This is a genomic window from Streptomyces sp. Y20, from assembly GCF_043195475.1.
Classification (GTDB): Bacteria; Actinomycetota; Actinomycetes; order Streptomycetales; family Streptomycetaceae; genus Streptomyces.
Genome location: NZ_JBIDDP010000009.1, coordinates 1 through 13,238, shown reverse-complemented (window position 1 = coordinate 13,238; position 13,238 = coordinate 1). Strand labels below are relative to the sequence as shown.

Sequence of the window (13,238 nt, the reverse complement as noted above, 5' to 3'; positions counted from 1 at the left end):
CCCCATCAGTCCAGCCACACATAGCCGGCGAGCCGCCCCGTGGTGCGGTCGCGGCGGTACGAGAAGTGGTCCGCCGACTCCAGTGTGCACACCGGCGAATGCGCCCGGTCGCGCACCCCGAGCCGGTCGAGCTGCGCGTGCACGCCGGCGCCCACGTCGACCGCGGGCGTGCCCCAGCTCGTCTCGGCGCGCGCCGCCGGTTCGGCGGCGGCCACCTCGGCGCGCATCTCCTCCGGCACCTCGTAGCACCGGCCGCAGACGGCCGGTCCGGTGCGGGCGACGATCCGGTCCGGTACGGCGCCGAGTTCGACCATGGCCCGTACGGCGGCCGGGACGACCCCGCGGACCATGCCTGGCCGGCCCGCGTGGGCCGCGGCGGCGACCCCGGCGACGGGGTCGGCCAGCAGAACCGGCACGCAGTCGGCGGTGAGGACGGCGAGGGCGAGTCCGCGCCGGGCGGTGACGACCGCGTCGGCCTCGGGCACCGGACGGTCGCCCCACGGCGCGTCCACCACGACGACGTCGGCGCCGTGCACCTGGCGCATCCAGACCACCGAAACGGGATCCAGGCCGAGCGACTTGGCCGCCAGCTCCCGGTTGGTCCCCACGGCCTCCGGGGCGTCGCCGACCGCGCCGCCGAGGTTCAGCTCCTCGTACGGAGCGGCGCTCACCCCGCCCCACCGGTCGGTGAAGGCGAAGTGCGCGCCGCTCACGCTCTCGCGCCGTCCTATCACTTGAGGAAGTCCGGGACGTCCAGCTCCTCGGCGGTGCTGTCCACGTAGGCCGGTCGCGGCGCCGGCGTGACCGGCGGCGGGACCGGGATGTCGGCCACCGGCTCGGGCGCCGGCTCCGGCTCCTCCTTCGGCTTCACGCTGCCCAGCGAACCGAAGGAGGGGCGGCTGGGCTCGCTCGACCGCGCGGGCGCGGGCTCCTCGCGGCGGGCGGGCGCCGACCCGGAGGTCGAGCCGAGCACGTTGTCCCGGCGGGCCGGCGGCTGGCCGCCGTCGAAGCCGGCCGCGATGACGGTGACCCGGACCTCGTCACCCAGGGCGTCGTCGATGACCGCGCCGAAGATGATGTTGGCCTCGGGGTGCGCGGCCTCGCTGACCAGCTGGGCGGCCTCGTTGATCTCGAACAGGCCGAGGTCGGAGCCACCGGAGATGGAGAGCAGCACGCCGCGGGCGCCGTCGATGGACGCCTCCAGCAGCGGGGAGGAGATCGCCATCTCGGCCGCGGCCACCGCGCGGTCGTCGCCGCGGGCCGAGCCGATGCCCATGAGGGCCGAACCGGCCTCGGACATGACCGACTTGACGTCGGCGAAGTCCAGGTTGATCAGGCCGGGGGTGGTGATGAGGTCGGTGATGCCCTGCACACCGGAGAGCAGGACCTGGTCCGCGGACTTGAAGGCGTCCAGGACCGAGACCTGGCGGTCGGAGATGGACAGCAACCGGTCGTTGGGGATGACGATGAGGGTGTCGACCTCTTCGCGGAGTTCCGCGATGCCGTCCTCGGCCTGGTTCGCGCGGCGCCGTCCCTCGAAGGTGAACGGGCGCGTGACCACGCCGATGGTCAGGGCGCCCAGATTGCGCGCGATGTTGGCCACGACGGGCGCGCCGCCGGTGCCGGTGCCGCCGCCCTCGCCGGCCGTGACGAAGACCATGTCGGCCCCCTTGAGGACCTCCTCGATCTCCTCGCGGTGGTCCTCGGCGGCCTTGCGGCCGACGGCCGGGTTGGCTCCGGCGCCGAGTCCGCGGGTGAGTTCGCGGCCGACGTCGAGCTTGACGTCGGCGTCGCTCATCAACAGCGCCTGTGCGTCGGTGTTGATGGCGATGAACTCGACGCCCTTGAGACCGACCTCGATCATCCGGTTGATGGCATTGACACCACCGCCGCCGACACCGATGACCTTGATGACTGCGAGGTAGTTCTGCGGTGCTGCCACGTCGAAGGCCTCTCGCCTCGAATTACGTTGTCGCCGCCGTGCGGTTGCCCCGCGCCGGGACGACGGATGCCGAATGGGACGGTCCGTAGCGCCGACCCGAACCCTAACCTTGAAGTTTAGGGTTACCAGTGTGTCTGTTCCCTGGAGTCTTCTGAACAGGACACTAAGTCGACAAGTGGCGCCCGTTCAACGAACACGCCGAACCTCCCGTTTTTCTTTTCACCCTATGTGATCAGGCATAGCAGTGCCCAACCAGGGTGCTGGCCTGCGCTGATGTGCGTCAACTCCCCGATGACGCAGGGGCGGTGGGAACGGTGACATCAAAGTGCCGTGCGCCGGGAACTGCTTTCATGAGAGCCGTGAGGGCCCGCGCCTTGGCGCTGCCGTTCTCGCCGCTGCCCCATGCCACCGTGCGTCCGTCGCCCCACTCCAGCGAGATCGCGTCGTAGGAACGGACCTGGACGGCACGGGTGACCCTCAGCATGGGTTCCGGCAGGTCGCCGGCGACCCGGACGGCCTCCCGCACCAGCCGGTCCAGGCCGAAGCGCCGGAGGCTCGCGGCGCCGGGCCCCTTGCGGGAGGCGGACACCTCCAGCGCGGGAACGCCTTTCGGGGCCTGCGAAACCGTGGCGAACCGGACACCTTCGTCATCGACTTCGATGAAGTCCCCGCCCTTTCGGACCAGCAGAACCGGAGTGCGCTCGATCACTTTCACGCCGATTCCATGCGGCCAGGAACGAACCACATCTACGGTGTCAATTCGGGGCAATTTCTGGCGAAGCCGGGCTTCGACGGCATCCGTGTCGGCGGAAATCATCGGCTCCCCGACGGGCACGGCCGCCGCCTCGCGCACCTGGGCGGGGGTGAGCACCCGCGTCCCGGACACCGAGACGTGGTCCACCCGCAGCCAGGCGGAGCCGTACAACACCCAGACGGCACCGGCCCCGAGAAGCACCAGGAGGGCCGCGACGGCGATGAGCACCAGAAGGCGCCGCCTCCTGATCCGGGAAGCGGACGGCGGGCCGGACGACTCCTGCTGGCGTCCACCGCGCTCGGCGGTCGTCGGTCCGGCCACGCTCACTCCCTTTCCTGGCCCGGTTCGCCTCCGGGGCACCCCGTCCGGTGCGCGCCCCTTCGGCTCACCCGCCCATGCCTTACTGCGGACGGCGCGAGGCGATCGCCTCGTACACCAGGCCGACGAGCAGGTCGTCGGCGTCCCGGCGGCCGAACTCGCTTGCCGAGCGGGACATCTCGTACAGCCGGTGGGGGTCGGCGAGCACGGGCAGGACGTTGTGCTGCACCCACTCCGGCGTCAGTTCCGCGTCGTCGACGAGGAGGCCGCCACCGGCCTTGACCACCGGCTGGGCGTTCAGCCGCTGTTCGCCGTTGCCGATGGGCAGCGGGACGTAGGCGGCCGGCAGTCCGACGGCGGAGAGTTCGGCGACGGTCATCGCGCCCGCACGGCAGAGCATCATGTCGGCCGCCGCGTACGCGAGGTCCATCCGGTCCAGGTAACTTACCGGGATGTAGGGGGGCATCCCCGGCATCTGGTGTACTTGCGGCAGTTCGTTCTTCGGGCCGACCGCGTGCAGGATCTGGATGCCGGCCTGCTGGAGCCAGGGAGCGACCTGCTGGACCACCTCATTGAGGCGCCGGGCGCCCTGGGACCCGCCGGAGACGAGCAGCGTGGGCAGGTTCGGGTCGAGCCCGAAGCGGGCGCGCGCCTCCGGGCGGACGGCGGCGCGGTCCAGGGTGGCGATGGAGCGGCGCAGCGGGATGCCGATGTAATGGGCGTCACGCAGCTTGCTGTCCGGGGTCGAGACGGCGACCCGGGCCGCGTACCGCGAACCGATCTTGTTGGCCAGGCCCGGGCGGGCATTGGCCTCGTGGATCACGATGGGCACACCCAGGCGCTTGGCGGCCAGGTAGGCGGGCAGGGCGACGTAGCCGCCGAAACCCACCACGGCGTCCGCCTTGGTGCGCTCCAGGATCTGCTCGGCCGCCTTGATCGTGCCGCGCAGCCGGCCCGGGACGGTGATCAACTCCGGCGTGGGCTTGCGCGGCAGCGGCACCGCCGGGATCAGCGCCAGCTCGTAGCCGCGCTCCGGAACGAGCCGGGTCTCCAGACCGCGCTCCGTGCCCAGGGCCGTGATCCCCACGGTCGGGTCCTGCCTGCGCAGGGCGTCCGCGAGGGCGAGCGCGGGCTCGATGTGGCCGGCGGTCCCCCCACCGGCGAGTACGACATGCACCGAAATTCACCGCTCTCCGGACGTACGCGCCGCCGAGGCACGCCGTCGCATCGTGTTCCATCTCCGTGGTCCCCGGCCGGATACCCGCCCGGCACCGGAGCCTCCCGCCCGCTTTCTACCAAAGCGAGGTTGCCGCGTCGCGAGCGCCGCCCGCGCAGCGGGCTCGTCGCGCGCGAAGGCGATCAGCAGCCCGATGGCGAACATGGTCGGCAGCAGGGCGGACCCTCCGTAGGAGAACAGCGGGAGCGGGACACCGGCGATCGGCAGCAGACCGAGCACCGCACCGATGTTGATCACCGCTTGGGCGGTGATCCAGGTGGTCACACCTCCCGCGGCATACCTGACGAAGGGGTCCTCCGTGCGTCCGGCCACGCGGATACCCGCATAGCCTAGAGCCGCGAACAGGGCGAGCACCGACAGTGTCCCCGCCAGACCCAGTTCCTCGCCGGTGACGGCGAAGATGAAGTCCGTGTGGGCTTCCGGGAGTTGGCCCCATTTTTCCACACTCGCGCCGAGTCCGGAGCCGAAGAAGCCGCCGGAGGCGAGGGCGTAGATGCCGTGCACGGCCTGCCAGCAGTCGGCGACCCCGGTCTTCGGCTCGGTGGCGCCGATGCAGGCGAGGCGGGCCATCCGGTTGGGGCTGGTCTTGATGAGGACCACGCCGATCAGCGCGGCGACCGACAGCACGCCGGCGAACAGCCGGGTCGGCGCACCCGCGAGCCACAGCAGGCCGAACAGGATCGCCGTGAGAATGATCGCGGTGCCCATGTCGCCGCCCAGCATGATCAGCCCGAGCAGCAGGAACGTGACCGGGACCAGTGGCACCAGCATGTGCTTCCACTGGGTCAGCAGCCTGCGCTCCTGCTTGCGGGCGATCAGGTCCGCGCCCCACAGCACCAGGGCCAGCTTGCCGAACTCGCTGGGCTGGATCTGGAAGGAGCCGCCGAGCGAGATCCAGTTCTGGTTGCCGTTGACCGCCATCCCTATCCCGGGCACCTGCACCAGGGCCATCAGGAAGACGGCGCCGGCGAGGATCGGGTAGGCGAGCGCCCGGTGCAGTTTCACCGGCATGCGGGAGGCGGCGAACAGCAGTGCGCCGCCGATGAGCGCGGCGAGGAACTGCTTGCGGAAGAAGTACGACCCCGGCAGCGACAGCTGCAACGCGGTGATCTGGGAGGCCGAGTAGACCATCACCAGACCGAGCACGGTGATCAGCACGCTGCCGCCGGCGATCAGGTAGTAGGCGGTCAGCGGCCGGTCCCAGGCCCTGCGCGCGCGGGTGCAGAACCGCTGGACGGGGTTCTCGCGCGGGGGCCGGGGAACGGCGGGACGCGGGCGCCGGGGGGCCCGCTGCACGGGCGGCCGGCCGGTTCGGCTACTGGGCATCGGCGCCTCCACTGAACGTCGACCGTCCCACGCGTCCCTCCCAAGATCCGCCCGGCAGGCGGCCGGGGTCAGGCGCCGAGTTCGCGGACCGCCGCCGCGAACGCGTCGCCGCGCTGGTTGTAGTTGGTGAACATGTCCATGGAGGCGCAGGCCGGGGCCAGCAGCACCGTGTCGCCGGGCCGAGCCAGCCGCTTCGCCTGAGTCACCGCCTCGAGCATCGCCCCAGTGTCGGTCCGGTCGAGGTCGACGACGGGTACTTCCGGGGCGTGTCGCGCGAGGGCCTCACGGATCAGTGCCCGGTCGGCGCCGATCAGGACGGCTCCGCGCAGTCGCTTCGCCGACTTGGCGACCAGGTCGTCGAACGTCGCGCCCTTCGCCAGACCGCCCGCAATCCATACGATCGGTTCATATGCCGCCAACGAGGCTTCCGCGGCGTGGGTATTGGTCGCCTTGGAGTCGTCGACGTACGCCACCCCGTCGATGTCGGCCACGTGCGCGATGCGGTGGGCGTCGGGCCGGAAGGCCCGCAGGCCGTCGCGTACGGCCGTGGCGGGCACGCCGAAGGCACGCGCGAGGGCCGCCGCGGCAAGGGCGTTGGCGATGTTGTGCGGGGCCGGCGGGTTCACGTCGGAGACCTGGGCCAGCTCCTGCGCGTTCTTCTGCCGGTTCTCGACGAAGGCCCGGTCGACCAGGAGGCCTTCCACCACGCCGAGTTGGGAGGGTCCGGGCGTGCCCAGGGTGAACCCCACGGCCCGGCAGCCCTCTTCGACGTCGGCCTCGCGCACGAGGTCCTCGGTGGCCCGGTCGGCGACGTTGTAGACGCAGGCGACCCGGTTCCCCTCGTAGATGCGGCCCTTGTCGCGCGCGTACGCCTCCATGGAGCCGTGCCAGTCCAGGTGGTCCGGCGCGAGGTTGAGGACGGCCGCCGAGTGGGCGCGCAGGGAGGGCGCCCAGTGCAGCTGGTAGCTGGAGAGCTCCACGGCGAGGACGTCGTAATGCTCCTCGCCGAGGACCGCGTCCAGCAGGGAGACGCCGATGTTGCCGACGGCGGCCGTGCGCAGGCCCGCCGCCGTCAGGATGCAGGCGAGCATCTGGACGGTCGTGGTCTTGCCGTTGGTGCCCGTCACGGCCAGCCAGGGGGCCGCGTCGGGGCCGCGCAGGCGCCAGGCCAGCTCCACGTCGCCCCAGACGGGCACACCCGCCTCACCGGCCGCGAGGAACAGCGGCTTGTCCGGCTTCCAGCCGGGCGCGGTGACGATCAGCTCGGTGCCCTCGGGCAGGGTGGCCCCGTCGCCGAGGCGCACGGTGATGCCGAGCGCCTCCAGCTGGGCGGCCTGTTCACGCGCGCGCGCGTCGTCGCCGTCGTTGACGACCGTGACGACCGCCTCGCGCGCGTGCAGCGCCTTCGCCGCCGGGATCCCGGAGACGCCGAGCCCGGCGACGGTGACGTGCCTGCCCTGGAATTCGAAGGACTCTGAAGGCGCCGAGGAGGTCACTTGTCCGCTGCCCATCCCGCGTAGAAGAGGCCCAGTCCGACGATCACACAGATGCCCTGGATGATCCAGAAGCGGACCACCACAAGTACCTCGGACCAGCCCTTGAGTTCGAAGTGGTGCTGGAGTGGCGCCATCCGGAAGACGCGCTTGCCGGTGAGCCGGAAGGAGCCGACCTGGATGACGACCGACATGGTGATGAGGACGAACAGGCCGCCCATGATGGCCACCAGCAGCTCCGTGCGGGAGAGGATGGCCAGGCCGGTGAGGACGCCGCCGAGCGCGAGCGAACCGGTGTCGCCCATGAAGATCTTCGCCGGCGAGGTGTTCCACCACAGGAAGCCCAGGCAGGCACCCATCAGCGCGGAGGCGATCACGGCGAGGTCGAGCGGGTCGCGCACCTCGTAGCAGGCGCCCGGGTTGGTCAGGGTGCCCGCGTTGGCGCAGGACTCCTGGAACTGCCAGACGCCGATGAAGGTGTAGGCGCCGAAGACGAGGACGGAGGCGCCGGTGGCGAGGCCGTCCAGACCGTCGGTCAGGTTCACGCCGTTCGACATCGCGAGGATCATGAACAGCGCCCAGACGACGAACAGCACCGGGCCGAGCGTCCAGCCGAAGTCGGTGATGAACGACAGCTTGGTGGAGGCCGGGGTGTTGCCGCGCGCGTCGGAGAACTGGAGCGACAGCACGGCGAAGGCGATGCCGACGGTCAGCTGGCCGGCCATCTTGGCCTTGGCCCGCAGGCCCAGCGAGCGCCGCTTGACGATCTTGATGTAGTCGTCGAGGAAGCCGACCAGGCCCATGCCGGCCATCAGGCCGAGGACCAGCAGACCGGAGTAGGTGGGGGGGTAGCCGGTGATGAGCTTGCTCAGGAAGTACGCGGCGATCGTCGCCAGGATGAAGGCGATACCGCCCATGGTCGGCGTACCGCGCTTGCTGGCGTGCTCGCGCGGGCCGTCGTCACGGATGTACTGGCCGTAGCCCTTGCGGGCGAGGAGCTTGATCAGCAGCGGGGTGCCGACCAGGGTCAGGAACAGGCCGATGACTCCCGAGAACAGGATCTGCTTCATCATCGGGCATCGACCCCGCCCTCGGCACCGGCCTCGGTGAGCGCCTGGGCCACGCTCTCCAGCCCCACCGACCGGGACGCCTTCACGAGTACGACGTCCCCCGGGCGCAACTCGCTGCGCAACAGGTCGATCGCCGCCTGTGCGTCGGACACGTGCACCGACTCCTCACCCCACGAACCCTCGTTATATGCGCCCAGTTGCAGCCAGGAGGCCTCAATCCCCCCGACGGCGACGAGCTTGCTGACGTTGAGCCGGACGGCGAGCCGTCCGACGGCGTCGTGCTCGGCGAGCGCCTCGTCCCCCAGCTCGGCCATCTTGCCGAGCACCGCCCACGTGCGGCGCCCCTTGCCCATGGCCGCGAGCGCCCTGAGGGCGGCCCGCATGGACTCGGGGTTGGCGTTGTAGGCGTCGTTGACGATGGTCACGCCGTCCGGGCGCTCGGTGACCTCCATGCGCCAGCGGGAGAGGGAGCCCGCCTCGGAGAGCGCGGTGGCGATCTCAGCTGCGGACATGCCCAGCTCATGGGCGACGGCGGCCGCGGCGAGCGCGTTCGACACGTGATGCTCACCGTACAGGCGCATCGTCACATCGCTTGCACCGGAGGGTGTGTGAAGCCTGAAGGCGGGCTGTCCGCTGTCCGTGAGTCGTACGTTCTCGGCGCGTACGTCCGCTTCGGCCGACTCTCCGAAAAGGACCACCTTCGCCTTGGTACGGGAGGCCATGGCCCGTACCAGCGGGTCGTCGGCGTTGAGGATCGCCGCGCCGTCCTCGGGAAGGGCCTCCACGAGTTCGCCCTTGGCCTGGGCGATCTGCTCGCGCCCGCCGAACTCGCCGATGTGGGCGGTGCCGACGTTGAGCACCAGGCCGATCCTGGGGGGAGTCAGATCCGCGAGGTAACGGATGTGCCCGATGCCGCGGGCACCCATCTCCAGCACGAGGAACCGGGTCTCCTCGGTGGCGGTCAGGGCGGTCAGCGGCAACCCGATCTCGTTGTTGAGCGAGCCGGGGGTGAACACCGTCGGCGCCTTGCGCCGCAGGACCTGAGCGATGAGGTCCTTGGTGCTGGTCTTGCCGGCCGAGCCGGTCAGGGCGACGAGGGTCGCGCCGAGCCGCTGTACTACGTGCCGGGCGAGGGCGCCGAGGGCCGTCTGGACGTCGTCGACGACGATCGCGGGGACGCCGACCGGCCGGGACGCCAGCACGGCGACCGCGCCGGCCTGGACGACCCGTGCCGCGTAGTCGTGGCCGTCCACGCGCTCGCCGACGAAGGCGGCGAACAGGCTGCCGGGCACCACCTCACGGGAGTCCCGGACGACCGGTCCCGTGACCTGCGCGGACGGATCCGGTATGTCGTGCGTCTGCCCGCCGACGACTGCTGCGATCTCGGCGAGGGAGAGGGCGATCACAAGTTCATCCCTGGGTCTGCTGGATAGCTTCGCGAAGCACCTGGCGGTCGTCGAAGGGACGGATCACGCCGGCGATGTCCTGGCCCTGCTCGTGGCCCTTGCCCGCGACCAGTACCGTGTCGCCGGCCTGGGCGCGGCCCACGGCGGCGGCGACGGCGGCGGCCCGGTCCTCGAACAGGAGCACCTCGCCGCGCTCGTGCGCGGGCACGGAGGCCGCGCCCTGGAGCATGGTCGCGAGGATCGCGAGGGGATCCTCGGAGCGGGGGTTGTCGGAGGTCAGTACGGCCGTGTCGGCGAGCCGGGCCACGGCGGCGCCCATCGGGGCGCGCTTGGTCCGGTCGCGGTCGCCGCCACAGCCGAGGACGACGTGCAGCCGGCCCTTGGTGACCTTGCGCAGCGCCTTGAGCACGGACTCGACCGCGTCGGTCTTGTGGGCGTAGTCGACGACCGCGAGGTACGGCTGCCCGGCGTCGACGCGCTCCAGGCGGCCCGGGACGCCCGGCACGGCCGCGATGCCGTCGGCGGCCGTCTGCGGGTCGAGCCCGGCCGCGGCGAGGGCGACGACGGCGGCGAGGGTGTTCGCCACGTTGAACGGGCCCGGCAGCGGCGACCTGGCCTGGACCCGCTCGCCGTTCGGGCCGAGGACGGTGAACGTGGAGTCCATGGGACCGACCTGGACGTCCTGGGCGCGCCAGTCGGCGTCGGGGTGGCCCTCGGCGGAGAAGGTGACGACCGGTACGCCCGCCTCGGCGGCGAGCCGGCGGCCGTACTCGTCGTCGGTGTTGACGACACCGAGCCTGCTGCGCCGCGGCGTGAACAGCTGGGCCTTGGCCTGGAAGTAGTCCTCCATGCCGGAGTGGAACTCCATGTGCTCCGGACTGAGGTTGGTGAAGACGGCGATGTCGAAGACGCAGCCGTCGACCCGGCCGAGGACCAGGGCGTGGCTGGAGACCTCCATGGCGACCGCCTCGACACCGCGTTCGCGCATGACGGCGAACAGGGCCTGGAGGTCGGTGGCCTCGGGGGTGGTGCGCTCGGACTTGATGCGCTCCTGGCCGATGCGCATCTCGACGGTGCCGATGAGTCCGGTGCTGCGCGCGGTCTTCAGGCCGCCCTCGACCAGGTAGGCCGTGGTGGTCTTGCCGGAGGTGCCGGTGATGCCGATCTGGAGCAGGTCCCGGCCCGGCCGGCCGTAGATGGTGGCCGCGAGTTCGCCCATCCGCGCGCGCGGGTCGTCCACGACCAGCACGGGCAGTCCGGTGGCGGAGGCGCGTTCGGCGCCCGTCGGGTCGGTGAGCACGGCGACCGCGCCCAGGCCGGCGGCCTGGGCGGCGAAGTCGGCGCCGTGCAGCCGGGCACCCGGCAGCGCGGCGTACAGGTCGCCGGGGCGGACGGCACGGGAGTCGTGGGTGATGCCCGTGACCTCGGCGGAGCCGGCCGGAGCGGCTGCACCCAGCTGGCCGGCGAGTTCCGCGAGGGGTGTGGCGGAGACCTCGACCGGTCGCGGCGGTCCCGGATATGTCACGGAAGCGCCCTTCTGGGTGGTTTGGGACTGATCAGCGTGTGGCACGGCGGTGAGCGTACCGGGCGCACCCGCTCCGGAGCGAAGTGAGGGGTTCTCGGCCCCGTGGTTCCCGTCGTCGGGGGTGATCGTTGTCACGAGCTGGTTCCTGGTGGTTCCGGGGTGCCGATCAGGGCTTGTAGTCGACGGGCAGGTTGGCGGCCCTGGCTCCGGTCGGCGGGATCTGGAGGGTCTTGAGGGCGAACTCCATCACCTGCTTGTAGATGGGACCGCAGATCTGACCGCCGAAGTAGCTGCCGGCGGTGGCGTTCTGGATGGCGCAGTACACGGTGACGCGCGGGTTGTCCGCGGGCGCGAAACCGGCGAACGACGAGGTGTAGCCGCGGTAGCGGCCGGTGGCCGGATCCACGCGGTTGGCCGTGCCGGTCTTGCCCGCGACCCGGTACCCGGGGATACGGGCCTTGATGCCGGTGCCCTGCTCGTCGTCCACGACCGACTCCAGCATCTGGGCGACCGCCTTGGCGGTCTTCGCGCTGACCACCCGGGTCGTCGCGGGCTTGCGGGCGGGTGTGAAGCGCCCGTCGGCACCCTTCGTGCCGCGCACGAGGCTCGGCTCGACGCGGACTCCGCCGTTGGCGATGGTCGAGTACACGGAGGCGGCCTGCATCGCGTTGATGGAGAAGCCCTGGCCGAAAGGGATCGTGTACTGCTGCGAGGTGGACCACTTCTGCGGCGGCGCGAGGATGCCGCGGGTCTCGCCGGGGAAGTCCAGCCCGGTGGGGTCGCCGATGCCGAACCGGTGCAGGTAGGAGTGGAGGATCCGGTTGGCCTCGGGCTGCGATCTGCCGAGTTCGCCGGTGGCCAGGATGGTGCCGATGTTGCTGGACTTGGCGAGCACGCCGTTGAGCGTGAGGTACCAGGTGGCGTGGTCGATGTCGTCCTGGAAGAGGCGGTCGCCGCGGTGCAGCCGGTTGGGTACGACGACGTGGGTGAGCGGGGTCGCCACGTTCCGCTCCAGCACGGCCGCCATGGACATCACCTTGGCGGTGGAACCGGGCTCGTAGGCGTCCTGGAGGGCCGCGTTGCCCATGGCGTCGCCGTCGGCCTTCGACAGGTCGTTCGGATCGAAGCCGGGCGAGTTCGCCATGGCGAGGATCTGGCCGGTACGGGTGTCCTGGACGATGACGTACCCGCGGTCCGCCCGGGACTTCTTCACCTGCTCGGTGATGGCGTTCTGCGCGGCCCACTGGATGTCCCGGTCGATGGTCAGCTCGACGTCGGCCCCGGGCACGGCCGGTGTCTGCGTCGACCCCACGGTCGGCACCTGGCGCCCGCCCGACTGGGCGTACCGGACCTTGCCGTCCTTGCCGGTGAGCTGCTTGTCCAGTTCCTGTTCGATACCGCCGCCGCCCCGGCCGTCGGCGTTGACCCAGCCCAGTATCCCGGCGGCCAGGTCTCCGTTGGGGTACACGCGCTGGCTGCTGGGGTCCGCGAAGACGCCGGCCAGCACGTTGGCGGCGTGCCGGTCCGTCCCCGCCTTCTTGGCGAGCGCGGCCTTGAGGTCCTTGATCTGCTTCCAGACCTGCGGCGTCTGCCGCGCGGCGAGCCGGGTGTAGCGGGAGTTCCTGTTGGCGGGCCGCAGCTTCCTGACGAGCGCCGCCCGGTCCTGGCCGAGGATCGGCGCGAGGAGCGCGGCCGCCTGCTCGGGGCCGTCGCCCGTCTTCAGCTGCTTGGCGCTGAACATCGTCGGGTCGGCCGTGATGTCGTACGCGTCCTCGCTGATGGCGAGGGCCACTCCGTTGCGGTCGGTGATCCCGCCGCGCGCGGCGGCCAGGGTGTGCACCACGTAGCGGTTCTGCTCGGCCCGGGCCGCGTAGGCGCTCGCGTCGACGGCCTGGACCTGGAGCAGCCGTACGGCGAAGGCGAGCAGGACCAGGGTCAGGCCGAGGCTGACCAGGCGCAGCCGGGGCCGGGGGCTGCCCAGCCGGAGGGGTCGCGGGGGCATGGGCCGGGCTCCGCCGGGGCGGCGGGGCGGGCGGGCGCCGGGCCCGGGCTGCCGCCGGACGGCGCCCCGTGGCCGGGGCGGCTTGGCGGGTCCGGGCACGCGGCGGCGGGGCGGTTGCCTGTCGGACACTTCCGTCACCTGCCGGGGGTCGGGGTGGGGGCGGGC

Annotated in this window: 10 protein-coding genes; all 10 read right to left on the bottom strand. The window is 71.6% G+C overall.

Features of this window, described 5'->3' with window-relative positions; translation table 11 throughout:
* Positions 1-5: 5 nt before the first annotated feature.
* A complete protein-coding gene (gene pgeF / locus ACGFT1_RS22725) occupies positions 6-734 on the bottom strand; it encodes a peptidoglycan editing factor PgeF (RefSeq protein WP_373910773.1) in 729 nt (242 codons plus the stop codon).
* Positions 731-1,942 (bottom strand): cell division protein FtsZ, encoded by a 1,212-nt coding sequence (gene ftsZ / locus ACGFT1_RS22720; protein WP_356945563.1) that lies wholly within the window; start codon positions 1,940-1,942, stop codon positions 731-733. The genes pgeF and ftsZ overlap by 4 nt, the downstream gene beginning before the upstream one ends.
* Positions 1,943-2,222: 280 nt before the next feature.
* Positions 2,223-3,017 carry a cell division protein FtsQ/DivIB gene (locus tag ACGFT1_RS22715; protein ID WP_373910772.1) on the bottom strand — a complete coding sequence of 265 codons (795 nt, stop codon included), beginning with the start codon at positions 3,015-3,017 and terminating at the stop codon, positions 2,223-2,225.
* Positions 3,018-3,096: 79 nt separating this feature from the next.
* Complete coding sequence (gene murG, locus ACGFT1_RS22710; RefSeq protein ID WP_356820740.1) at positions 3,097-4,191, bottom strand: undecaprenyldiphospho-muramoylpentapeptide beta-N-acetylglucosaminyltransferase; 1,095 nt, start codon at positions 4,189-4,191, stop codon at positions 3,097-3,099.
* A gap of 6 nt (positions 4,192-4,197) precedes the next feature.
* Complete coding sequence (gene ftsW / locus ACGFT1_RS22705) at positions 4,198-5,577, bottom strand: putative lipid II flippase FtsW (protein WP_356820738.1); 1,380 nt, start codon at positions 5,575-5,577, stop codon at positions 4,198-4,200.
* A gap of 68 nt (positions 5,578-5,645) precedes the next feature.
* Positions 5,646-7,088 carry a UDP-N-acetylmuramoyl-L-alanine--D-glutamate ligase gene (gene murD, locus ACGFT1_RS22700; protein WP_373910771.1) on the bottom strand — a complete coding sequence of 481 codons (1,443 nt, stop codon included), beginning with the start codon at positions 7,086-7,088 and terminating at the stop codon, positions 5,646-5,648.
* Positions 7,070-8,140, bottom strand: coding sequence for a phospho-N-acetylmuramoyl-pentapeptide-transferase (gene mraY / locus ACGFT1_RS22695; RefSeq protein ID WP_361985798.1), 1,071 nt, complete (start codon positions 8,138-8,140; stop codon positions 7,070-7,072). The genes murD and mraY overlap by 19 nt, the downstream gene beginning before the upstream one ends.
* The gene (gene murF, locus ACGFT1_RS22690) at positions 8,140-9,546 is read right to left on the bottom strand and encodes a UDP-N-acetylmuramoyl-tripeptide--D-alanyl-D-alanine ligase (RefSeq protein WP_373910770.1); all 1,407 of its coding nucleotides are present in this window, start codon (positions 9,544-9,546) and stop codon (positions 8,140-8,142) included. Before murF ends, mraY begins: the two co-directional genes overlap by 1 nt.
* 4 nt (positions 9,547-9,550) lie before the next feature.
* Positions 9,551-11,206 carry a UDP-N-acetylmuramoyl-L-alanyl-D-glutamate--2,6-diaminopimelate ligase gene (locus ACGFT1_RS22685; RefSeq protein WP_373910769.1) on the bottom strand — a complete coding sequence of 552 codons (1,656 nt, stop codon included), beginning with the start codon at positions 11,204-11,206 and terminating at the stop codon, positions 9,551-9,553.
* Positions 11,207-11,237: 31 nt separating this feature from the next.
* Entirely contained in the window at positions 11,238-13,202 is a 1,965-nt protein-coding gene (locus ACGFT1_RS22680) for a peptidoglycan D,D-transpeptidase FtsI family protein (protein WP_373911048.1), read from the bottom strand.
* Positions 13,203-13,238: the final 36 nt, after the last annotated feature.

Coding starts and splice junctions, on each gene's coding strand:
- ftsW (WP_356820738.1), bottom strand. CDS start 5,577: ATGCCCAGTAGCCGAACCGGCCGGCCGCCCGTGCAGCGGGCCCCCCGG.
- murD (WP_373910771.1), bottom strand. CDS start 7,088: ATGGGCAGCGGACAAGTGACCTCCTCGGCGCCTTCAGAGTCCTTCGAA.
- mraY (WP_361985798.1), bottom strand. CDS start 8,140: ATGAAGCAGATCCTGTTCTCGGGAGTCATCGGCCTGTTCCTGACCCTG.